At 51.2% G+C, this 22,634-nt stretch carries 20 protein-coding genes; 8 read left to right on the forward strand and 12 right to left on the reverse strand.

The window, feature by feature from the left end; genetic code table 11:
- The 5 genes from secD to PTW35_RS14305 all read right to left on the reverse strand — a co-directional run bounded on the left by secD (position 1) and on the right by PTW35_RS14305 (position 5,840).
- On the reverse strand, positions 1-1,848 hold the full coding sequence (gene secD, locus PTW35_RS14285) for a protein translocase subunit SecD (protein ID WP_281025561.1): 1,848 nt from the start codon (positions 1,846-1,848) through the stop codon (positions 1-3).
- Between the two features lie 24 nt (positions 1,849-1,872).
- Positions 1,873-2,205: a preprotein translocase subunit YajC gene (yajC, locus tag PTW35_RS14290; protein ID WP_039469161.1), complete on the reverse strand. Its 333-nt coding sequence runs from the start codon at positions 2,203-2,205 to the stop codon at positions 1,873-1,875.
- A 16-nt stretch (positions 2,206-2,221) separates the two neighbouring features.
- Positions 2,222-3,352, reverse strand: coding sequence for a tRNA guanosine(34) transglycosylase Tgt (gene tgt / locus PTW35_RS14295; protein ID WP_281025562.1), 1,131 nt, complete (start codon positions 3,350-3,352; stop codon positions 2,222-2,224).
- A gap of 267 nt (positions 3,353-3,619) precedes the next feature.
- The gene (queA, locus tag PTW35_RS14300) at positions 3,620-4,672 is read right to left on the reverse strand and encodes a tRNA preQ1(34) S-adenosylmethionine ribosyltransferase-isomerase QueA (RefSeq protein WP_281027518.1); all 1,053 of its coding nucleotides are present in this window, start codon (positions 4,670-4,672) and stop codon (positions 3,620-3,622) included.
- Positions 4,673-4,751: 79 nt separating this feature from the next.
- Entirely contained in the window at positions 4,752-5,840 is a 1,089-nt protein-coding gene (locus PTW35_RS14305) for a serine protease (protein ID WP_281025564.1), read from the reverse strand.
- 228 nt (positions 5,841-6,068) lie between these two features.
- Here PTW35_RS14305 and PTW35_RS14310 point away from each other — a divergent pair, with 228 nt between their 5' ends.
- Positions 6,069-6,527, forward strand: a complete 459-nt coding sequence (locus tag PTW35_RS14310) for a CBS domain-containing protein (protein ID WP_281025565.1) — start codon at positions 6,069-6,071, stop codon at positions 6,525-6,527.
- A gap of 48 nt (positions 6,528-6,575) precedes the next feature.
- On the forward strand, positions 6,576-7,169 hold the full coding sequence (locus PTW35_RS14315; protein WP_281025566.1) for an ACP phosphodiesterase: 594 nt from the start codon (positions 6,576-6,578) through the stop codon (positions 7,167-7,169).
- 72 nt (positions 7,170-7,241) lie between these two features.
- On the opposite strand, the gene aceA is transcribed toward PTW35_RS14315, so the two are convergent.
- The 3 genes from aceA to PTW35_RS14330 all read right to left on the reverse strand — a co-directional run bounded on the left by aceA (position 7,242) and on the right by PTW35_RS14330 (position 11,877).
- The gene (gene aceA / locus PTW35_RS14320; RefSeq protein ID WP_281025567.1) at positions 7,242-8,549 is read right to left on the reverse strand and encodes an isocitrate lyase; all 1,308 of its coding nucleotides are present in this window, start codon (positions 8,547-8,549) and stop codon (positions 7,242-7,244) included.
- A gap of 153 nt (positions 8,550-8,702) precedes the next feature.
- Positions 8,703-10,313 carry a malate synthase A gene (aceB, locus tag PTW35_RS14325; RefSeq protein ID WP_281025568.1) on the reverse strand — a complete coding sequence of 537 codons (1,611 nt, stop codon included), beginning with the start codon at positions 10,311-10,313 and terminating at the stop codon, positions 8,703-8,705.
- Between the two features lie 667 nt (positions 10,314-10,980).
- Positions 10,981-11,877 (reverse strand): hydrogen peroxide-inducible genes activator, encoded by an 897-nt coding sequence (locus PTW35_RS14330; RefSeq protein WP_281025569.1) that lies wholly within the window; start codon positions 11,875-11,877, stop codon positions 10,981-10,983.
- A 132-nt stretch (positions 11,878-12,009) separates the two neighbouring features.
- On the opposite strand from PTW35_RS14330, the gene PTW35_RS14335 reads away from it, so the two are divergent.
- From PTW35_RS14335 to PTW35_RS14360, 6 genes are all read left to right on the forward strand, one after another.
- Complete coding sequence (locus PTW35_RS14335; RefSeq protein WP_039469144.1) at positions 12,010-12,618, forward strand: peroxiredoxin C; 609 nt, start codon at positions 12,010-12,012, stop codon at positions 12,616-12,618.
- Positions 12,619-12,838: 220 nt separating this feature from the next.
- Complete coding sequence (locus PTW35_RS14340; protein ID WP_281025570.1) at positions 12,839-13,585, forward strand: copper homeostasis protein CutC; 747 nt, start codon at positions 12,839-12,841, stop codon at positions 13,583-13,585.
- 130 nt (positions 13,586-13,715) lie between these two features.
- Complete coding sequence (gene ppk2 / locus PTW35_RS14345) at positions 13,716-14,519, forward strand: polyphosphate kinase 2 (protein WP_281025571.1); 804 nt, start codon at positions 13,716-13,718, stop codon at positions 14,517-14,519.
- A gap of 83 nt (positions 14,520-14,602) precedes the next feature.
- Positions 14,603-15,538: a LysR family transcriptional regulator gene (locus PTW35_RS14350; protein WP_281025572.1), complete on the forward strand. Its 936-nt coding sequence runs from the start codon at positions 14,603-14,605 to the stop codon at positions 15,536-15,538.
- Between the two features lie 367 nt (positions 15,539-15,905).
- Positions 15,906-16,433: a porin family protein gene (locus PTW35_RS14355; protein ID WP_281025573.1), complete on the forward strand. Its 528-nt coding sequence runs from the start codon at positions 15,906-15,908 to the stop codon at positions 16,431-16,433.
- Positions 16,434-16,502: 69 nt separating this feature from the next.
- Positions 16,503-17,063 (forward strand): outer membrane beta-barrel protein, encoded by a 561-nt coding sequence (locus tag PTW35_RS14360; RefSeq protein ID WP_281025574.1) that lies wholly within the window; start codon positions 16,503-16,505, stop codon positions 17,061-17,063.
- 50 nt (positions 17,064-17,113) lie between these two features.
- On the opposite strand, the gene phoU is transcribed toward PTW35_RS14360, so the two are convergent.
- From phoU to PTW35_RS14380, 4 genes are all read right to left on the reverse strand, one after another.
- Positions 17,114-17,824 (reverse strand): phosphate signaling complex protein PhoU, encoded by a 711-nt coding sequence (gene phoU, locus PTW35_RS14365; RefSeq protein WP_281025575.1) that lies wholly within the window; start codon positions 17,822-17,824, stop codon positions 17,114-17,116.
- A gap of 10 nt (positions 17,825-17,834) precedes the next feature.
- Positions 17,835-18,653, reverse strand: a complete 819-nt coding sequence (gene pstB, locus PTW35_RS14370; RefSeq protein WP_281025576.1) for a phosphate ABC transporter ATP-binding protein PstB — start codon at positions 18,651-18,653, stop codon at positions 17,835-17,837.
- Between the two features lie 18 nt (positions 18,654-18,671).
- Positions 18,672-20,285, reverse strand: a complete 1,614-nt coding sequence (gene pstA, locus PTW35_RS14375; RefSeq protein WP_281025577.1) for a phosphate ABC transporter permease PstA — start codon at positions 20,283-20,285, stop codon at positions 18,672-18,674.
- Between the two features lie 65 nt (positions 20,286-20,350).
- Positions 20,351-22,546, reverse strand: coding sequence for an ABC transporter permease subunit (locus tag PTW35_RS14380; RefSeq protein WP_348637724.1), 2,196 nt, complete (start codon positions 22,544-22,546; stop codon positions 20,351-20,353).
- Positions 22,547-22,634 lie beyond the last annotated feature (88 nt).

The raw sequence follows: 22,634 nt of genomic DNA on the forward strand, positions 1-22,634 counted from the left end.
TTAGATCGACAGTTTATCGACGCGCTTACCGCCGTAAACCAAGTTAACCAGCGCACGGGTACCAATGATGGCCGTGAACATGGAAGTCAAAATACCAATTGATAGGGTAACGGCGAAGCCTTTGATCGCACCGGTCCCCACAGCAAACAGGATAATTGCGGTGATCAGGGTGGTAATGTTGGCATCGGCGATAGTACTAAAGGCATTGGCATAGCCCTGCTGAATCGCATGTTGCGGGCTACGGCCATCGCGAAGCTCTTCACGAATACGCTCGAAAATAAGTACGTTGGCATCGACCGCCATACCTACCGTCAGAACGATACCAGCGATACCCGGCAAGGTCATGGTGGCACCAGGGATCATCGACATCACACCGATAATCAAGATCAGGTTCATCACCAGCGCCAAGTTGGCAAACAGGCCAAAACGACGGTAGTAAAGCAGAGTAAATAGCATTACCGCCACCATGCCCCAAATCATCGCCTGGATCCCCATGTCGATGTTTTGCTGGCCCATTGATGGACCGATGGTGCGTTCTTCCACGATTGAGATTGGTGCAATCAAGGCACCGGCACGCAATAACAGCGCCAAGTTGTGGGCTTCAGCCTGCGAGTCAATCCCAGTAATACGGAAGTTACGGCCCAGCGCAGTCTGGATAGTCGCCTGGTTAATCACTTCTTCGTGTTTTTCCAGGATAACCTTACCGTTTTCGTCACGTTCACCACTGTCTTTGTACTCAGTGAATAGTGTCGCCATCAACTTACCCACGTTGTTACGCGAGAAAGCTGTCATCTTGCTACCACCTTCGCTATCTAGCGAGATGTTAACCTGAGGACGGCCATATTCATCGGCACTTGAGCTGGCATCGGTAATGTGAGAACCGCCAAGGATCACACGTTTCTTCAGCACAGCTGGACGCCCGTCACGGGTAAACTTCACTTCGCTGCCTGGTGGCACACGGCCTGAAGCTGCTGCTGCCAGATCGGCAGAGCTATCCACTTCACGGAACTCTAGAGTTGCGGTTGCACCTAAGATTTCCTTAGCGCGGGCCGTATCCTGAACACCCGGAAGCTCAACCACAATACGGTTAGCACCCTGGCGCTGAACCAATGGCTCGGCAACACCCAGCTCATTTACACGGTTACGCAGAATGGTAATGTTCTGGTCAACCGCATAGTTACGAATTTCCTGCAGGCGGGCATCGGTAAATGTCGCACTCAGCAGGAAGCCGCTGGTAGTATCGGTAAACTGCATATCCGGGTGAAGACGCTGCAGTTCACGTTTGGCTTCAGCCAATTGCTCGCTATTACGCAGGCGGACTTCAACCGCTTCATCGGTTTTGCTGATCGCACGGTAACGAATCTTCGCTTCACGCAACTCAGTACGGAACGTTTCTTCCTGCTGACCCAGCAATTTCTCCATTGCTGCGTCCATATCTACTTCCATCAAGAAATGCACACCGCCGCGCAGGTCAAGACCCAGTTTCATTGGGTTAGCGCCGATGGACTCAAGCCAGTCAGGAGTAGAAGGAGCAAGGTTGAGGGCTACGACGAAATCGTCGCCAAGCTGTTCGTTAAGAATATCGCGAGCACTGATTTGGGTATCAGTGTCGTTAAAGCGGACCAGGACAGTACCGTTTTCGAAAGCGACTGATTTATAAGAGATTTGATTTTGTTCTAAATCTTCGGTGACGGCATCCAGCGTGGACATATCTGCCGAGGCGCCACGCGCCCCGGAGATTTGAATTGCTGGATCTTCACCGTATACATTGGGAAGTGCGTAGAGCAAACCGATAAGTAGCGCAAACACTACCATCAGGTTCTTCCACAAGGGATAACGGTTTAGCACTGCAGTGATCCTTCAAAGCAAGTTTTACAGAGACTTCATTGTGCCTTTTGGCAGCACTGCAGTTACAAAGTCTTTCTTGATAGTAACTTCAGTTGTGTCGTTTAGTGCGATAACAATGTAGTCGTTTTCTTCAGAAACCTTAGAAATCTTACCTACAAGGCCACCGTTGGTGAGCACTTCGTCACCCTTGCCCATAGAAGACATTAGGTTCTTGTGCTCTTTCACGCGTTTTGCCTGTGGGCGGTAAATCATGAAATAGAAGATAACGGCAAACAGGCCAAGCATGATAAATAGCTGCATACCGCCGCCCTGTGGTGCACCTTCAGCTGCTGCGTGTGCTTGAGAAATCAGACTCATTTACTAACGTCCTCGATTATTTGTTGTCATTTAATGGTGGAACTTCACGGTTACGACGTGCATAGAATTCTTCTACGAACACATCGAAACGATCTTCTTCAATCGCCTTGCGGATACTTTCCATCAAACGCTGGTAGTAACGCAAATTGTGGATTGTGTTAAGGCGCGCACCGAGGATTTCATTACATTTATCCAAGTGGTACAGGTACGCCTTCGAATAGTTGCGACAAGTGTAACAGTCACAGTGCGGATCGAGAGGGGTTGTATCCGTTTTATGTTTCGCATTACGGATCTTGATCACACCTCCGGTCACAAACAGGTGGCCATTTCGGGCATTTCGAGTCGGCATCACACAATCGAACATATCGATACCGCGGCGAACACCTTCAACCAGGTCTTCTGGTTTACCCACACCCATCAGGTAGCGCGGCTTGTCTTCCGGCAGCTGCGGACAGGTGTGCTCAAGGACACGGTGCATGTCTTCTTTCGGCTCACCAACCGCAAGGCCACCTACCGCATAACCGTCAAAACCGATCTTCGTCAGGCCTTCGACCGACACATCGCGCAAGTCTTCGTATACACTACCCTGGACGATACCGAACAGCGCATTTTTGTTACCAAGTTTGTCAAAGTGGTTACGGCTGCGTTGTGCCCAGCGCAACGACATCTCCATCGACTTCTTCGCTTCGTCGTGTGTCGCAGGGTAAGGCGTACACTCGTCGAAGATCATCACGATGTCAGAGCCAAGGTCTTTCTGAATTTCCATCGACTTCTCGGCGTCCATGAAAATCTTGTCGCCGTTCACCGGGTTACGGAAGTGAACACCCTCTTCGGTGATCTTACGGATATCACCCAAGCTGAACACCTGGAAACCGCCTGAATCGGTCAGGATCGGGCCTTGCCACTGCATGAAATCGTGCAAATCGCCATGCAGCTTCATCACTTCCTGGCCCGGGCGCAGCCACAGGTGGAAGGTATTACCCAACAAGATTTGGGCGCCGGTTTCTTTTACTTCTTCCGGCGTCATACCCTTGACCGTACCGTAGGTACCAACCGGCATGAAGGCCGGTGTTTCTACCGTGCCACGTTCAAACTGCAGACGACCGCGGCGGGCACGTCCCTGGGTTTTATCTAATTCAAATTTCACAAAGCCTCCAACAGCCAGAGAAACAATCTGACATAAACACCCCCGTCCCGCTAAGGTCAGGGGCACAACACTGGCATCAACCGGCCCTAAGCCGGCCCTGCCTAATTACACCTGCCATTGGCATCGCAGGTTTTCCACTCCGCCATAAAGCCTAGTGGATGAATTTGTCATCGTCTGGTGTTAATTATCCAGAGATGAAAAATATAAAGGCTGCATTTTAGCAAATGCAGCCTTAAGTGACACTGACTTCGTCAATGAAAAGTGCGATTACACAGTTTTGCGGGTAATAAACATCGAATCGCCATAGCTGAAGAAACGGTATTTGTTTTCAACAGCTTGCTTGTAAGCATTCATTGTATGCTCGTAGCCAGCAAAGGCACTCACCAGCATGATCAAGGTTGATTCCGGCAAGTGGAAATTGGTGATCAGCACATCGATCAGCTGATACTCATAACCCGGGTAGATAAAGATTTCGGTATCACCGAAAAATGGCTTCAGCTCGGTCCCTTTCTGTTTGGCATCCTGGGCAGCACTTTCCAGCGATCGCACCGAGGTCGTGCCCACCGCAATCACGCGTTTGCCGCTGGCCTTGGTCTCGTTAACTGCCGCCACCACGTCTTCTGGCACTTCAACATATTCGGCGTGCATATGGTGGTCATTGATATTATCCACACGAACCGGCTGGAACGTGCCGGCACCGACATGCAGGGTCACGAAGGCAAAGTTCACGCCCTTGGCCTTGAGGGCCGCCATCAGCTCATCGTCAAAGTGTAGGCCCGCAGTCGGAGCTGCCACAGCACCGGGCTTAGCGTTGTAAACCGTCTGGTAACGCTCTTTATCGGCATCTTCGTCAGGGCGGTCAATATATGGTGGAAGCGGCATATGGCCCACTTCTTCGAGGATCTCCAACACCGTTTTGTCGCTGTTGAAGCGGATTTCAAACAATGCATCATGGCGAGCAACCATTTCAGCCTGATATTCATCATTCTCACCAAGGAACAATTCATTACCCGGCTTCGGAGATTTTGACGCACGTACATGGGCAAGGATGCTCTTGTCATCCAACATACGCTCAACCAACACTTCCAGCTTACCGCCGGAGGCTTTGCGACCAAACAAGCGCGCAGGGATCACTCGGGTATTGTTGAACACTAACAAATCACCCGGCTCAACCAGATCCAGGACATCCTTAAAACCTTTATGCGCCAATTCACCAGTATTACCGGTCAGTTGCAGCAGGCGGCTTGCAGTGCGCTGAGGTTGCGGGTAACGAGCAATCAGCTCATCAGGTAGGTCAAAGTCAAAATCAGAAACTTGCATCATTAGGGCCCTAAATTACAGCAGGCAGCTAGTATAGGCTGCCACACTGCAATATCAAGCAAAGATCACCTCGATAGTGCTAGCCCCTGACACGCCGACGCAACCACGTTACAGCCGCAAGCAGTGCCAACCCAACGAGACCGAGTCCACCGCCACTGCCGCTGTTGCCCCCACCGCTGGCCACGGACTGGGAGACATCGACCACGGCTCCCACCCCTTCATAGTTGGCCAAGAAGGGATCCACGGCAAAGGTTGACGCAGCCTGATCCAAAGCCCCCTGGCCAATTTCCGCTTCCAGCCAGCTCCTTTGACCCGCGACTTCCGAATAGACGCCAGGCAAACGACCGGCACAACCTTCACCAAAACTGACAAGCCCCACGAGGCGCAAGCCAAAATCGCTGTCTGCTGCCCGCAGCGGATCCTGCCAGACTAAAGGGCCGCCAGAATCCCCAAAGCAACTGTCCCGGCCGAGAGTTGGAGACACGGAGCCGGCGCATATAAAAATACTGTATTCGCTGCTATTGATATTGGCGCCCCACATGGAGTCACAAATACTGTCAGGCACACCTGATAACACGGTCTGCCGAAGCCGGGTTGCCCCAGAGCTAGAATTATTGGCATCGGTACTGCCCCAGCCTGACACCAATAAGTTCGGCTGGCGTTCGTCGTTGGTTACCCATCCGTTGGCAAAAGCCTCATCAGCACGCTGCTGATCATCCGTCGATGCAATCCGGATAGGCAACGCACTGTCCGGCAAGGGACTGGATAATTTGATAATGGCAATATCGTTGGCAAACCGCGACGCATTGTATTTGGGGTGAAGCACGATTTCATGCACCGACACCGCATTGAGCGAGCCCGCGCTGAAGATACTGGTGATACCAGCCCACACCTTCACCTTGCTCGGTTTGGCGGTCTCGAAGCCATTGCGCATACAGTGGGCAGCAGTCAGCACGACATCGGCGCTGATCACCACACCGCCGCAAATAAACGTTCTTTCATCCGCGCCTTCGCCGAAGGTCATATTGAGGTAAGCCTGCCAAGGTATTTCACTGGCCCCGGACTCAATCCCACCGATAATTTTCGGTTGGGGGACAGGATCATCACTGTGTGCATAGAATGGCAACCACATCGCCCAAGACAGCATGATAAACAGCAGCTTACGCATTGACTCATTCCTCTACGGCATCATTTTAATGAGTATACGACACAATTTTCTTTTTAACGCATGAGAAACAAATGAGAAACATTCAAATAACTTGCGAAATCTTTGACTAGCGTCATAGGTCGCGCTCACAGGATTGGCTACATTCTTAGGAGAAGCAGAAAAAGGAAACTGAGAAGCCCACAAAAATGGGCAAAAACAACAATAACTCACCGTTATTGAGGAGGCTCTATGTTTACCGTCGCCGATATGATGACGCCCCACCCCCATACCTTGAGCGCATCGCATACCCTTGCCGATGCCAAGCGGCTCATGGCCAAGCACCATATCCACCATGTCCCGGTTACCGACAAAGACAATCACCTGATTGGCTTGGTCAGCCAACGGGATATCCTCTCTGCCCAGGAGTCAAGTCTTGAGCAAATCTCGAAGAGCACGTTTATTTCCGCCCTCGATATTCCACTGGAGCAGACCATGCACCGCAATCTAAGGTGCGTAGAACCGACAGCGGGACTCAAGGAAGCGGCACTCTACATGCAAAAACACCAAATTGGCTGTTTGCCGATAGTCGACCACAATAAGTTAGTGGGGATCATTACCGATACCGATTTTGTTTCTATCGCCATCAACCTACTGGAGCTCCAGGAAGAGGTCGAACCGCTTGAAAACGACTCTACATCCAGCTACTGAATATCCATCAGGTACGGTGCCAGAAATTCCCGTGACCACCGACAGCACATGAACTTTCTGGCCCACCTCCACCTCGCCCAGCAATGCAATAGCCACCTTGCCGGGAATCTACTGGCTGATTTTGTCCGAGGCGATCCCTACCGGCAGTTCGACCGGGACATCGCAGACGGGATCAAACTCCACCGCTTTGTCGACAGCTATATCGATGCCATGCCGGAAGTACGCCAATGCCGGCAACTGTTTGGCCCGGAGACCCGCAGGGTCAGCGGCATAGCCCTCGATATGGCTTGGGATCACTTTCTTGCACGCCATTGGCAACATTTCCACCCTCAGACACTGCCCGATTTCGTCACCGCAGCCAGAGCAGAAGTCGAGAAATACCAGCACAACATGCCAGAGAGCTACCTGCTTACCATGAGCCGGATGTGGCAGCAAAACTGGCTGCTGCAATACCAGTACCCTGAGACCCTGAAAACGGCGCTGCTGCGCATGGCCAACCGCAGGCCAAGGCTCCACCAGCTCGCCCGAACCCCCGATGTCCTGATGGCCAACTACCGCCAGTTGGAGCATGAATTTTTTTTGATTTACCCACAAGTCGAACAGGCAGCACAGCACTTCCATCCCCCCTCCAGACCAGAATAAAAAAAGAGCGCCACTGCGGCGCTCAAACATCAACGAAAATATAACAATTACTAGGAGGTTCAGGTTGTTAAGTTATTTAAACTGATCTTCTTCGGTCGACCCCGTCAACGCAGTGACCGATGAGTTTCCGCCCTGGATGGTATTGGTCATCTTGTCGAAGTAGCCGGTACCCACTTCCTGCTGGTGAGCAACGAAGGTGTAGCCTTTTTCCGCGGCTTCAAACTCTGGGCGCTGGACCTTCTCGACATAGTGACGCATACCCTCACCCTGGGCATAGGCGTGGGCCAGCTCGAACATGTTGAACCACATGTTGTGGATACCCGCCAAGGTAATGAACTGGTACTTGTAGCCCATGTCCGACAGCTCTTGCTGGAACTTGGCAATAGTGGCGGCATCAAGGTTCTTTTCCCAGTTGAACGATGGCGAGCAGTTGTAGGCCAGAAGCTGATCCGGGTACTGGGCATGGATCGCCTCAGCAAACTTGCGCGCCTCTTCCAAGCATGGCGTAGCGGTTTCACACCAAATTAGATCGGCGTAAGGGGCATAGGCAAGCCCACGGGCGATGGCCTGGTCAATACCGGCACGGACGCGGTAGAAGCCTTCTTGGGTACGCTCGCCGATAATAAAGTCTTTATCGTACGGATCGCAGTCAGAAGTCAGCAGATCGGCCGCGTTGGCATCGGTACGGGCGATCACTAAGGTCGTGGTACCGGCCACATCCGCAGCCAGACGGGCCGCAACCAGTTTCTGTACCGCTTCTTGGGTAGGAACCAGCACTTTACCGCCCATGTGACCACACTTCTTCACCGACGCAAGCTGATCTTCAAAGTGCACCCCGGCCGCCCCTGCATCAATCATATTGCGCATGAGCTCGTAGGCATTCAGGACACCACCGAAGCCGGCTTCAGCATCCGCAACAATAGGCAAGAAATAATCAATCCCTTCTTCCGGTGAATTGCCGTTCGACCATTGGATTTGGTCGGCACGGCGGAACGAGTTGTTGATGCGCTTAACCACTGCCGGTACCGAGTCTACCGGGTAAAGTGACTGATCCGGATACATGCTCGAGGCGGTATTGTTATCGGCAGCCACCTGCCAGCCCGATAGGTAGATCGCTTCGATCCCTGCCTTGGCCTGCTGGACGGCCTGGCCGCCAGTCAGTGCCCCCAGGCAGTTGACATAGCCTTTCTTGGCACCGCCATTGACCAAATCCCACAGCTTATCGGCACCACGCTGGGCAATCGTGTTGGCCGGGGCAAACGAGCCGCGTAAGTTAATGACCTCTTCTGCGGTATAGGTGCGCTTTACATGCTTCCAACGTGGGTTTTCCGCCCAATCCTTTTCCAATGCTTCAATTTGTTGCTGGCGAGTCAATGTCATAATGATGTCCCTCGTTTCATTTGGCGATAATCCGCATCACATTTTGTTATTGGCAAACTGACTTTTTATCTCGGCCCGGCAGGTGACACCGGCACTGGGCCTTTCTCGTTATTGGCTTTGGGGTGTTGCTTATTCTCAAAGGTACTGCCGTTATTAAGGCAGGTACTCGTAACCCGGCAAGGTCAGGAAATTGACCAGCTCATCACTGGTGGTCAGCTGTGACATCAAGACCGCAGCCTCTCGGTACCTTCCTTGCAGGAAATGATCGCTGCCTAGTTCTTGCTCAAGCACCTGCATTTCTTCTTCCAGCATCTGCTCGAACAACGCCTTGGTCACGACATGGCCGTTGCTCAAGGTTTTGCCGTGTTTGATCCACTGCCAGATAGAAGCCCGAGATATCTCAGCCGTAGCGGCATCTTCCATCAAGCCGTAGATAGGCACGCACCCGTTGCCGGAAATCCATGCCTCGATATACTGCACCGCGACACGGATGTTGTGGCGCATACCCTCTTCAGTTCTGTCCCCTTCACATGGCTCGAGGAGCATCTCGGCAGTGATCGGGGCATCGTTACTGCGAGAGATATCAAGCTGGTTGCTGCGCTCGCCTAGCACTTCGTCAAACACCGCTTTGGCCGTACTGGCCAATCCCGGGTGGGCAACCCAAGTACCATCGTGGCCATTGTTGGCTTCCAGTGACTTGTCGGTTTGGATTTTGTTGAGCACCCATTCGTTACGCTCAGGGTCTTTCGACGGAATAAAGGCAGCCATTCCCCCCATCGCGAACGCCCCTCGGCGGTGGCAGGTTTTCACCAGCAAACGCGAATAGGCATTGAGGAAAGGTTTTTCCATCGTCACCACTTGCCGGTCGGGCAGAATACGGTCTGGGTGGTTTCGCAATGTCTTGATATAGCTGAAGATGTAATCCCATCGGCCACAGTTGAGACCAACAATGTGCTCTTTGAGGCTATACAGGATTTCATCCATCTCAAAGACGGCAGGCAGGGTTTCAATCAATACGGTGGCTTTGATGGTGCCTCTTGGCAGCCCAAAGGTATCTTCCGTAAAGCTGAATACCTCACTCCACCAAGCAGCCTCCTGGTAAGCCTGCAGCTTAGGGAGGTAGAAGTAGGGACCGCTGCCTTTTTCCAACAGCTGCTGGTAGTTATGGTAGAAATACAGGGCAAAATCGAACAGGCAGCCCGGGATCGGCTCTCCCTGCCATAGCAAATGCTTTTCAGGTAAGTGCAAGCCACGCACCCGGCAGATCAGCACCGCTGGATCGTCCTTGAGCTGATAGTGCTTGCCGGTCTCTGGGTTGGTGTAAGAAATAGTGCCGTTCACCGCATCTTTTAAATTTCGCTGCCCGGCAAGGACCTCGCCCCAAGCCGGGGCGAAGGAGTCCTCAAAATCTGCCATGAACACTTTGACATCGGCATTGAGGGCATTGATCACCATCTTGCGCTCTACAGGTCCGGTGATCTCTACCCGGCGGTCCTGCAGGTCTTGCGGAATATTCTGGATCGTCCAGGAGCGGTTTCTGATCTCCGCCGTCTCAGGAAGGAAGTCGGGCAGGCCGCCGGCATCGATGGCTAATTGGCGAGACTCCCGTGTTGCGAGCAACTCTGGAACCCGACCTGCGAAGCGCTGTACAAGGCGCTCGAGAAAGGCCAACACATCATCATTGAGGATTTCTGCCTGCTCTGCCGATAGCGGCGTTTGTAGTGATAGCTTCACTTCATGGTTGGTAGACAGTTCACTTTCCATCTCAAATGCTCCCTTACGAATGTAACTTAATCACCACCTAAACCACGTTCACTTTTGTCTCAACACAAACAAACCTGGTCTTAACGCCCTATTTACGTTGCCGCAACATACGCGTAATTGCAAGGACAGCCAAATTCACCACACTCCACACAAAGCCTTCATGACCATTAAAAACAACAACTTACGAAACATAGAGCAATAACTCAAAACACTGAATTGAAACAAATTTCAGGAAAAAACTCGGTTTTATCGCCGATAACTTATTTCCCTCATTTTCGTAACTAGTTACGTAATTAAATTACCAAAAAGCGAATTTCAAACAGATGTCCCGATCTGCGTTTCAAACAAAGCCGTTATTTTCACAAAGCTAATTAATGCTTCCAAAACAAACAGTAAACTCAAAGTAATGGTTGTTTTTTATACACAGCAAGCATAGACCCTTAATCAACAGGTTTCATTTATTTTTATTGCGAAACATAATAAACCTACAAATTGCAGTCAGTTTCTTTAGATTAGATTGTCGGGAAATACCAAGGGTGGGCGGAATATTAGCATTTTGTGCTGTAGAAGACGGTTTTATACCAGCACTTAATTTACAGAAAGGAAATATTGCAAAGTAGCCGCAAAACACACGGCTACAAGCAAAAACAATGCGGGAATGAAGTGGTTACAACAACCCTTCGACAATCTCGGCCAGGCGATGGAAGGTACGGGTACGGCTTGAAGTCGGGCGCCATACCAGGCCGATTTCCCGGTAAGCTTCCTGCCCTGGGGGATCGACCACAACAAGGTTCTGGTTGTGCAGCAGCCCATGATCAATAGCCATTTGCGGTATAAATGTCGTGCCCAATCCATTGGCGACCATTTGTACTAACGTATGCAGGCTGGTCGCCGTGAATGGGTTGATCTTCTCTTTGGTGGTCAGCTTACAGGCGGAAACCGCATGGTCCGTCAGGCAGTGCTCTTTTTCCAACAGAAAGACTGACTCGTCAGGAAGATCGGCGTAGCGCAATGGCGTAGTAACCTGCTCTGCTTGATTGCGGCTAATCACCATCTTAAACGCATCACGGCCAACGAGCTGGCTGTGCATACCATTAATCTCTACTGGCAGAGCCAAGATCAGGACATCCATCTCGCCATTGCGCAGTGCGGCCAGCAAATTGGTCGTGGTATCTTCACGCAGCAATAAATTGAGGTTCGGATGGAGGCGGTTCACTTCCTGTACCAAATCGCACAGCAGGAAAGGGGCAATGGTCGGGATACACCCCACCCGCAACTGGCCTTCCATTCCATCTCCAGTACAGTTGGACAGCTCCATCAAGTCTTGGCTTCTCGCCAGCAACTCGCGGCTACGTACCACCACATCTTCGCCGGTAGAAGTAAAGACCAAAGACTTGTTGTCCCGTTCGATCAGCTGGCAGCCAATCAGCTCCTCGAGGTTCTGCACCCCGGAGCTCAACGTCGACTGGCTAACAAAACAGCGTTTGGCCGCTTCACCGAAATGACGGGTTTCAAATAAAGTCACTAAATAGTGCAGTTGTTTTAGAGAAGGAAACTTGTTCATCGTAAATTTCGATTACATCAATCTATTTATTCCGCTTTTTTGAATTTACCAGTTTCGATATAGTTTGTCTCGTCCAAACAGAGAGCCGACCGGAAAGGTAGGCGACAAACCGAATAATTTAGGAGCACCAACATGGTACTAGTAGGTCGTCAAGCACCAGATTTTACTGCTGCAGCTGTTCTAGGTAACGGCGAAATCGTTGATAACTTCAACTTCGCAGAATTCACTAAAGGTAAGAAAGCAGTAGTTTTCTTCTACCCACTTGACTTCACATTCGTATGTCCTTCTGAGCTAATCGCTTTCGACAAGCGTTTCGCTGATTTCAAAGAGAAAGGCGTTGAAGTAATCGGTGTTTCTATCGACTCTCAGTTCTCTCACAACGCATGGCGTAACACTGCTGTTGAAAACGGCGGTATCGGTCAGGTTCAGTACCCACTTGTTGCTGACGTTAAGCACGAAATCTGTAAGGCTTACGACGTAGAGCACCCAGAAGCAGGCGTTGCTTTCCGTGGTTCTTTCCTAATCGACGAAGACGGTCTTGTACGTCACCAGGTAGTTAACGACCTACCTCTAGGCCGTAACATCGACGAAATGCTACGCATGGTTGATGCTCTTAACTTCCACCAGAAGAACGGTGAAGTTTGCCCAGCACAGTGGGAAGAAGGTAAAGCAGGTATGGACGCATCTCCTAAAGGTGTTGCCGACTACCTATCTGAGCACACTGCAGACCTAGCTAAGTAATTTAGCAATCACACCACGCTCAACGGTGTGAAGGTCATAAACGCGAAAGCGTAAAGCCAATTGTCAGCCAACGACAAAATAATGAGGCCCGGACACACCGGGCCCTTTTTCTATCTGCCCCCCCCCCCCATAGCCCATCAAAATCTTGATCTGACCAATCGTCTCTCAGACCGATATCGACTACACTGCTTGTCATCTCACCCCTGACCTGACCGTTGCTATGACCATTGATCACATTGAAGTTTGTATCGACAACATCGAATCCCTCCACCTCGCCCAGCAAGGTGGCGCAACCCGTATCGAACTTTGCGCTTCGCTCGCGCTCGGCGGACTCACCCCCAACGCAGGGCTAATGCAACTGGCCGCCAAGCATGCCAAGGTACCGGTCTATGCCATGATCCGCCCGCGCCAAGGGGACTTCCTGTTTTCGAGCCAAGATAAGGAAATCATGCTGGCCGATGCCCACATGGCCAAACAAGCAGGGCTTAATGGTCTGGTAATTGGCGCACTGAATGACGACAGTACGGTCGACGAAGACTTCCTTGCCGAACTCCGCCGTCTAGCCAGCGGCATGGGCCTAACCTTCCACCGTGCTATCGATCAGTGTCTCGAACCTATGTCCGCCTTGGATATCATCATGAAGCACGGCTGTGAGCGGGTGCTGACCTCAGGGCTCGAAGCCAATGCTTTCGATGGCATCCCAATGCTCAGGCAGATGGTTGCACACTGCGGCGAACGCCTGGCCATCATGGCCGGCGCCGGCGTCAATGCCGGCAATGTCGCCCAAATCGCCCAGCAGACCGGCGTCAGGGAAGTACACCTGTCGGGGAAATCTACCCGTCCTTCCCTGATGCGCTGCTACGCCAGTTCCGCCCATATGGGTAACGCCAATATCGATGACTTCGCTATCCCGGTCACGGATCCGGAAAAAATCGTAGCCGTCGTCAATGCATTGAGTACGCTTTAGAGATCATTTAATTAGGGGCTGGCGCCCCTAAAAATGCTAGCTATATCAAGCAATTCATTCCCCCATTCGTCAAAAGCCCCAATTGCGGTTACTCTTTTGTTATCAAGTTGAAAACCAACAGAGCCCCGCTATGTCCTATATCCCACCGAAGAAAAAACTCAAGAAAAACGATTACGATACTGAACTTGAGCGCCTGCAAATCGAACTGGTTAAGCTGCAGGAGTGGATCAAGCAGGAAGGACTCAAAGTGGTGGTAGTGTTTGAAGGGCGAGACGCTGCCGGCAAAGGCGGGGTCATTAAACGGATCACTGAAAAACTCAACCCCCGGGTATGCCGGATTGCCGCCTTGCCCAAGCCCACCGAGAAAGAACGTACCCAATGGTATTTCCAGCGCTATGTCCCCCACTTACCGGCAGCTGGCGAGATGGTGCTGTTTGATCGTAGCTGGTACAACCGTGCCGGTGTCGAACATGTTATGGGGTTCTGCAGTGACGATGAGTACGAAGAGTTTCTTCGCTCCTGTCCTGAGTTCGAACGCATGCTCAAACGATCCGGCATCATATTGCTGAAATACTGGTTCTCGGTCTCCGACGAAGAGCAGGAAAAACGTTTCCTCGAACGGATCAACACTCCTGTAAAACGTTGGAAATTCAGCCCGATGGATCTGGAGTCCCGCAGTCTATGGGCAGCCTATTCCGCAGCTAAAGACCGGATGTTTGCCTACACCGATACCAAGCAATGCCCTTGGTGGGTAGTCGATGCTGATTCCAAAAAGAAAGCCAGGATCAATTGTATCTCCCACCTTTTGAGCCATATCCCCTATCAGGATATCGACTATCCAGAGATTGAACTGCCGGAAGTCAACAAGGAGGGCTATATCCGTACACCGGAAGAGAACCAGACCTTTGTTCCCGACTTGTTTAACGATGACTAGTTTTAATCAATATAAAACAATGTTTCTTTTGTTCCGGTTTAGGTACTATATCTAAGTCCGTTCGTCTGGGAGCAATTACGATCATGGCCAAGGATCTATCAGCAAATCTCGATCTCAACCTGCTCAAAACCCTATTGATCATCTACCAAGAGCAAAACCTGCGCAAGGCATCGGAACGGTTATTCGTAACTCAGCCAGCCGTCAGCCATGCACTGCAGAAATTGAGGTTGCATTTCGATGATGAGCTATTTACCAAAACCCGTACAGGGCTGACACCCACTCCGTATGTAGAGCAATTGTGCCAAGAGCTTTCACCTGCTCTCGATAACCTGTTCCAAGCCGTCAATACCAACCAAGAGTTCAACCCACAGCAAATCACTGGCAAGCTGCGTATAGCGTTGGCCCCCCAGTATATCTATGCCTTTGGCAGTAAGTTATATTTACTCATCCAAAAACAGGCGCCTGACTGCCAAGTCGAGGTGATCAACTGGAGTACATCGACGTTTGCTGAACTGAACAATGGCAGTCTCCAAATAGCCCTGAACTATGATATCGCCAATACCAGTAAGGAGTTATATCGACAGACAATCCCTGGTGATAAAGGAGTGGTAATTGTGCGTAGAGACCACCCTTTTACGAAACCTGTGATGAGCATACACGACGCTAAAGATGCAACCTTTGCCTGCTTGATAGTGCCGGATCGCACTGAACAGGTTGCTGATATTGAACAATTCTTTGCCCATCACAACCTAGTACCAAAGATTCGCTTCCGCTCCACTTCGCCGGAAACAATCCTTCAAACAGTCAAACAAACAGATTTGTTATTTCCAGCGCTGGATATCATGCTCCCAGACGATCATCCAGACTTTCGTAAAGTTGATGCCCATATTGATTTCCCGATGATTAGCTTCGCATCGGTGTGCTTCTACCACCAGTCAAAACACAAAGACCCTCTCACCCAGTGGCTATTAGGCCTCATCAAACAGATTATTCAAGAAGCTCAATCCCCCACCCCTTGACCAATAAATATGACGAATGAGTGTTTTTAGATTTAGTAATTAGATTAATAACAAAGCAAAATTTAGTATCTATCTCGCTGACAAGGTTAGCTGAAAAAAGCTATCAAGTCCCTATATCGGGACAGATATAAGGACCAATTACGTGGGCTCCTATTATCTCGGCAGCGACCTCGGCTTGAGCTCCGGATACGACTTCCAGCTTACATGACAACACAATGAAACACCGTGCAATAAGTTCTATTTATTAGCCATATCAATCAAACTAATTAGATTGTGTACGGTGTTCAATTTAATATTTCTCGCATTGGAAGAGGTAATGCTCTTATCTGTGCGAACCAACACTTATCACAACATTTAGAGACCCATTATGAAAAAGACGATTTTTGCTCTAACCATCGCTTCACTACTATCGACCCCTGCACTAGCGTCAAAAGAAGGTTTTTATATTGGTGCAGATATTGGCTCGAACAGTATTGAAGGCGACTCTGTTGATGCTGGTCTAGGGCTGGTTGCAGGCTATGACTTTCAAGTAACCCCGCAAGTTGTCATTGGTGTGGAAGGTGAGTACCGTAACATGGGTGAAGATAAGTACAGCGAAGGTGGCCAATCTATTAAATATGAAGCTCGATCATTTGGCGTCAATGTAAAACCCAAGTACTACTTTAATGAGAACTTCTTTGCAGGCGTACAGCTTGGTGTTCATAGCGTTAAAGAAGAGCTATCTAGCACCATTGACTGGTTGAATGGAGATGACACTAACACCGGTATCTCCTACGGTCTTGAAGCAGGCTACGAGTTCAACAAAAATATTGCTGTTAAAGGTGGCTACCGTGGCACCTCGACATCACACACTGACTTCGACACCTTCTACATCGGTGCCAACTACAAGTTCTAATCCTGCAGCCTGACGGTGCGGTGCCGTCAGGCTCTCCCCCTTTGCTTGCCAACATAGAAAGCCAACACCATGAAATCACGTATCGTATTACTGCTGACGACTTTGCTATCCGCTGGGGCTGTTGCCAGTCCTGCAGTAGGCCCCTATGCGGGCTTGAAACTGGGGTTTACCGATTACAGCAAATCAACCCTTCCAGCCCAGTATGGTTTGACGGCGGGCTATGATGTTGCCATCAACAACAGTGCCTCTCTGGGGATCGAGCTCAATGCCATTGAGTTAGGCGATAGCATTTTCTTCAAAGGCTTCACCGCTATCGATTACAAAACCTACAGCTACAGCGCCGTATTGAAGCCCAAATACCACTTTACGGCCATTGGCAACCAGCCTGCCTATGTCGCAGCGGTGTTAGGGGTGAGCCGGATAGAAGAAAGCCGTGAATATTACGTTCGTGGAGAAGGGTATCGTAAAGATCGCGATCAAGACACAACGGGTATCTATGGCTTAGAAGTAGGCCGAGAGATCGTTCCTAATGTCAACATCATTGGTTATTTTAGCTACCAGAAGGCCGATCTTTTCGGTGAGGACAATTATTACCGTAGCTACGGGTTTGGTATCAACTTTGGCTTCTAGCTTGAGCTCTGTCATGGCTCGCCCTCACAGGCGAGCCATGACATCTTTCTCTACTTCAAGATATTTTCAATTTCTTCCTGGCTGGTGTGACGGATATCCTTACCTTTGACGAAGTAGATGATGTATTCGCAAATGTTCTGGCAGCGATCCCCCACCCGCTCAATCGAGCGAGCCGACCACATCACCTGCAGCACATTCGGTATCGAGCGTGGATCTTCCATCATGTAGGTCATCAGCTGACGGATAATGGCTTCGTATTCACGGTCAATCCGATCGTCTTCCTGGTAGACCTGGATCGCCGCTTTGACATCCATCCGGGCAAAGGCATCCAGCACCTCGTGGAGCATCCTCACCGCACTCTGGCCAAGCGCTTCGAGTGACACCAGCAAGTTGTACTGCTTGTTGGTGAAGTTTTCCAACGCCACCTTGGCAATACTTTCAGCCACATCGCCGATTCGCTCAAGGTCGGTAATCGTCTTGATGATCGCAATCACCAAGCGCAGGTCACTGGCAGTCGGCTGGCGCTTGGCAATAATACGGGTACAGGCTTCATCAATGGCCACTTCCATCGCATTGACCTTGTGGTCATCTTTGATAACCCGCCTTGCCAGCTCGATATCTTGCTTGTGCATCGCCTTGAGGGCATCGGCCAGCTGCTGCTCAACCAAACCGCCCATCGCCAAGACATGGGTGCGGATACTTTCCAGCTCGGCGTTAAACTGGCCGGAAATATGACGGCCAAGGCTCAAATTATCTAACATTACTTACTCCTTAACCGTATCGACCCGTAATGTAATCTTCGGTGCGTTTCTCTTTCGGGGTGGTGAAAATATCATTGGTGCTGGTGTACTCCACCAGCTCCCCCATGTGCATGAAAGCAGTGTTATCGGACACGCGTGCCGCCTGCTGCATGTTGTGGGTAACAATAATCACCGTGTATTTGGTTTTCAGATCGTTGATCAGCTCTTCGATGGTCAGGGTAGAAATCGGATCCAGAGCCGATGTCGGCTCATCGAGCAGCAACACCTCCGGCTCTATCGCAATAGCCCGAGCTATAACCAGACGCTGTTGCTGGCCACCCGATAAGCCAAAGGCATTTTCATGCAAGCGATCTTTGACCTCGTCCCACAGGGCCGCACCGCGCAGCGAGCCTTCCACCGCATCATCAAGCACCCGGCGATCCTTGATCCCCTGCAGCCTCAGGCCATAGACCACATTTTCATAAATAGACTTGGGGAATGGGTTCGGTCTCTGGAACACCATCCCCACCCGGCGGCGCAGCGACGCAACGTCGACTTTGCTGTCGTAGATATTCTGGCCGTGCAGCATTACTTTGCCGTCCACCTTGCAGCCTTCAACCAGCTCATTCATCCGGTTGATACAACGCAACAGCGTTGACTTGCCGCACCCCGACGGGCCGATAAATGCCGTCACCTGGCCTTTGGCAATCCGCATATTAATGTCATACAGCGCCTGATGAGAGCCATAGTGCAGATCCAACCCCTCGATTGACAGCGCCGTCTTCTCTTCCGGCAACGCTGACAAATCAACAGGCTCAAACAGGCCAATCGGGGAATTAATCGAAAACATACTCTTTCCTGAATCTCACTATTGCTCCAAAGAGCGGAATTTTTCACGCAGGTGGTTACGGATCCCGATGGCTGTCAGGTTCAGACCGACAATCACGGTGACCAACAAAAATGATGTGGCATAAACCAGCGGCCTTGCCGCTTCCACATTCGGGCTTTGAAAACCAACATCATATATATGATAACCGAGATGCATGAATTTTCGATCCAAATGCAGGTAAGGAAATTGCCCGTCTATCGGTAGCGACGGTGCCATTTTCACCACCCCCACCAGCATCAGCGGCGCCACCTCTCCTGCTGCACGGGCTACTGCCAGTATCAGCCCGGTCATGATCGCCGGGCTGGCCATCGGCAATACGGTACGCCACAGGGTCTCGGCCTGGGTTGCCCCCAATGCCAACGAGCCATGGCGGATCGAGTTGGGGATCCTGGCCAGGCCTTCTTCGGTTGAGACAATCACCACCGGCAGGGTCAAGATGGCCAGGGTCAGCGCCGACCATAAAATCCCGGGGGTGCCGAATGTCGGTGCCGGCAACTGCTCGGCAAAGAACAGGTCATCAATTTGTGCCCCGACAATATAGACAAAAAAGCCCAGCCCAAAGACACCATACACAATCGACGGCACACCGGCGAGATTGATAACCGCGACCCGGATCAGTTTAGTAAACAAACTCTTGCCGGCATATTCATGAAGGTAAACGGCCGCCAGCACCCCCAGCGGGGTAACAATCACACTCATCAGCAGCACCATAAAAACGGTACCGAAAATAGCGGGAAAAACACCACCTTCGGTGTTCGCCTCGCGGGGATCATCACTGACGAAATGGCCGAGCTGTCGCGCCCAGTGACCAAACTTCCCTGCGGCAGAAAAATCGTTGGGATACCAGATATCCAGGATCTGTTCGATTGGCAGGGTGATTTCCTGACCTGTCATCTCCTTTACAATCAAGTTATCACGGCCTAGTTGCTGGTGGAGCCTTAACAACTGCTGTTCAATCTGGACAAAGCGTTGCTCCAGTCGCTGACGCTCTTTTATTAGCTCAGGAGAGGCATCGCTATTGCGGAGCTGGGCATTGAGCAGCTCAAACTGATGGTTCAATGCAACCAGATCTTTTTTCTCAATCTGACGAATCGAGTCACGGACACTATCGGCTTGCTCCAGGCTGTTTTCTAGCTCTTCCAGCGGAATTGCCACGCCATCATCGGTCAACCCGACAGGAATGCCATAAAAACGACCGTTCTTCAGCCGTTCTATCACCGCCACACCGGCTGCCGGCTCCTGGCTAACAATATGTGGCTCAAGCACGGTCACAAAGTCACTGCCCAATACATCGCGGTTACCGGTTTTGATCACGTAGCGGAGCACTTTATCGCCGGCGAAGTCGGAAGTGTCGATCCCCGCTTCGGTCAATTGCTCAACGGGGACAGTCTTGCGCTCGTACACCTCACCGATCACCGTGCTGTGACGACCATTTTGCTGGATGTCAAACTGATACACCGGCGCAGGCCAGAAATACCCCAGCCCTTTCCAACCGATTAATAGCAACAAGCCAAGCACCACGATCAAGCTCAGGCTAACCGCCCCCGCCGTCAGCCATACCCAAGGTGCGCCAGATCTTAACCACCTAGTCATTAAATATATTGTTCACTGTTATGAAGATTTCCAGAACTTTCATCGATGTCCATTACCCGAAGATATTAAAGTGAGCTGTACTTCTCACGCAGGCGCTGGCGTACTAACTCAGCGATGGTATTAAACAAAAACGTAAATACAAACAGCACAAAAGCGGCAAGGAACATCACCCGATAATGGGAGCTCCCCACTTCGCTTTCCGGCATCTCGATCGCAATCGTCGCCGATAATGTACGCATACCTTCCAGGATATTCCAATCCATCATCGGGGTATTCCCGGTGGCCATCAGGACAATCATGGTTTCGCCTACCGCCCGGCCCAGCCCCATCATAATGGCCGAGAAAATCCCCGGGCTTGCGGTCAACAACACAACCCGCGTCAGGGTTTGCCAATGGGTTGCCCCCAAGGCCAATGACCCACTGGTCAAGTGGCCCGGTACCGAAAAAATCGCATCTTCGGCAATAGAAAAGATCGTGGGGACGACAGCAATCCCCATGGCGATCCCCACCACTAAGGCATTGCGCTGGTCGTAGCCAATCCCCCATTCATCGCTCAGGTACGCCCGAACATCCCCGGCAAACCAGTTTTGCTCAAGCCAAGGACTCAGTTCAAAACAAACATAGGCGATCAATACGATAACCGGCATCAGCAGCAGGACATGGAAACCGCTCGGGATCCGGCTTCGCCAGCTTCCCGGCAGCAGCGCCCAGCCGATCCCAGCCAGCAACATACCCAGCGGGAACATCACGACCAGCGCCACCATACCAACCAAATGTGACTCCACAATCGGAGCCAGCCAGATACCGGCCAAAAAGCCGAGAATAACGGTTGGCAGCGCTTCCATCAGCTCCACGGTAGGCTTCACGATCCCGCGCATCCGCGAAGACATGAAATAAGCCGTATAGATGGCACCAGCCAACGCCAACGGAACAGCAAACACCAAACCATAAAGGGCTGCTTTCAATGTGCCGAAGACCAGTGGCACCAGGCTCAGCTTGGGTTCAAACTCATCACTGGCTGATGTCGACTGCCAAACAAAATCAGGCTCTGGGTAGCCCTCGTACCAAATTTTCTGCCACAGCGAAGCAAACCCGATTTCCGGGTGAGGGTTCTCCACCGTAAAAATGTGCCAATCATTGTCTCGGAGTGCAACCAGGCGATCTGCCCGCGGCGAGATGGCAAGTTGCTGGGGTAAGCCACCAGCCAAAAACCTATCGCGATATATGGCCCCTTTTACCGTGGTATAGAATGCCGATAATTGGCCGTCCTGCTGCAGGGCAAAAAAGCCCTTTCGGGTATATTCAGGGATCAACATGGCAACTGGGCTGTCTCCGACTGCAAAGTCACGGGCACGAACCATTGTCCGCTTGCCGTCTTTGCGTATCTCGAACCACTGGGATAACGACTGGTCGCTGTGGCTGATCAGCAACGAGTTGGCTCCGGACAACAAGGTCAGCTGCTGGGCCTGACTGCCGCCCGGCTCAATCGCCACCACTTCCCGCACCCAGCCTGATGCGGTGCCAAACGCCACCACGTAAAGCTGATCACCGGATAGCACATACGCGGTGCGGGCATCGGGCGTCACCGCAATATCTTCGACCGTATCCGGCAAACCGCTAATGGCAAAGAAAGATGACTGCCAGTCAGACCCATTGCCGCCCAGTACATTGCTGGTCTCGAAAAACAATGCCGCCCTGGCCCTGCCATCGGCCGTGATCCCCATAATGATCGCCTGCTTATCACGCACCGAAGCGGCCAGGCGAACAATGGGCTGGCCTTCCGGATCGAGTTCGATGAGTTTGCTGCCCAACGGATAGTCCAAGGCAAGGACATGATCACCTGACGCGCCGCTCAGAGCGGGTTTGGCGATCAATACTTCGCCGCTTCCTCCGCCCAGAGCATACAGACTGTCAGCAGGCAGCGTGCGGCCGATACTCGCGACATCATCAAGAAGTTCAACGGTGCCTAACACATCCCCTCCCGCAGAGGGAGTTAGGCTTATCAGGCTCAGCAAGCCATCATCTGCAAGCCGGAACAGATAATCGTTATTGTCGCTGATACGGACATCCGCAGCCCTGTCAGTAAAGGCTGTCGTAAATTGCTGCTGGGGAGTCACCTTGACCGATGAGAAGATCGGCAGGATCACATACAGAAGATAGAAAAAGATCAGAATGAGGGTAACAAGAACAAAGATTCCACCGGCAGTCACACCATATCGGGCCAATTTATCTTTTACCTTACGGCCAGGACTATCTCCCATCAATATCGCACCGGCCTTTGCCATCATTACCTCAATAAATTTACACGTTTACTAATAATATTTCCCTAATATGACAATTATATGACAA

The sequence above is a fragment of the Photobacterium sp. DA100 genome (genome assembly GCF_029223585.1).
GTDB lineage: Bacteria > Pseudomonadota > Gammaproteobacteria > Enterobacterales > Vibrionaceae > Photobacterium.

Bases quoted from the DNA above. Each gene is read 5' to 3' on its own strand.
- PTW35_RS14315 (WP_281025566.1), top strand. From the start codon at position 6,576: ATGAACTTTCTGGCCCACCTCCACCTCGCCCAGCAATGCAATAGCCAC.
- phoU (WP_281025575.1), bottom strand. From the start codon at position 17,824: ATGTTAGATAATTTGAGCCTTGGCCGTCATATTTCCGGCCAGTTTAAC.
- pstB (WP_281025576.1), bottom strand. From the start codon at position 18,653: ATGTTTTCGATTAATTCCCCGATTGGCCTGTTTGAGCCTGTTGATTTG.
- PTW35_RS14310 (WP_281025565.1), top strand. From the start codon at position 6,069: ATGTTTACCGTCGCCGATATGATGACGCCCCACCCCCATACCTTGAGC.
- PTW35_RS14360 (WP_281025574.1), top strand. From the start codon at position 16,503: ATGAAATCACGTATCGTATTACTGCTGACGACTTTGCTATCCGCTGGG.
- ppk2 (WP_281025571.1), top strand. From the start codon at position 13,716: ATGTCCTATATCCCACCGAAGAAAAAACTCAAGAAAAACGATTACGAT.
- PTW35_RS14380 (WP_348637724.1), bottom strand. From the start codon at position 22,546: ATGGGAGATAGTCCTGGCCGTAAGGTAAAAGATAAATTGGCCCGATAT.
- aceA (WP_281025567.1), bottom strand. From the start codon at position 8,549: ATGACATTGACTCGCCAGCAACAAATTGAAGCATTGGAAAAGGATTGG.
- yajC (WP_039469161.1), bottom strand. From the start codon at position 2,205: ATGAGTCTGATTTCTCAAGCACACGCAGCAGCTGAAGGTGCACCACAG.
- PTW35_RS14305 (WP_281025564.1), bottom strand. From the start codon at position 5,840: ATGCGTAAGCTGCTGTTTATCATGCTGTCTTGGGCGATGTGGTTGCCA.
- aceB (WP_281025568.1), bottom strand. From the start codon at position 10,313: ATGGAAAGTGAACTGTCTACCAACCATGAAGTGAAGCTATCACTACAA.
- PTW35_RS14335 (WP_039469144.1), top strand. From the start codon at position 12,010: ATGGTACTAGTAGGTCGTCAAGCACCAGATTTTACTGCTGCAGCTGTT.
- PTW35_RS14350 (WP_281025572.1), top strand. From the start codon at position 14,603: ATGGCCAAGGATCTATCAGCAAATCTCGATCTCAACCTGCTCAAAACC.
- pstA (WP_281025577.1), bottom strand. From the start codon at position 20,285: ATGACTAGGTGGTTAAGATCTGGCGCACCTTGGGTATGGCTGACGGCG.
- queA (WP_281027518.1), bottom strand. From the start codon at position 4,672: ATGCAAGTTTCTGATTTTGACTTTGACCTACCTGATGAGCTGATTGCT.
- PTW35_RS14355 (WP_281025573.1), top strand. From the start codon at position 15,906: ATGAAAAAGACGATTTTTGCTCTAACCATCGCTTCACTACTATCGACC.
- PTW35_RS14330 (WP_281025569.1), bottom strand. From the start codon at position 11,877: ATGAACAAGTTTCCTTCTCTAAAACAACTGCACTATTTAGTGACTTTA.
- PTW35_RS14340 (WP_281025570.1), top strand. From the start codon at position 12,839: ATGACCATTGATCACATTGAAGTTTGTATCGACAACATCGAATCCCTC.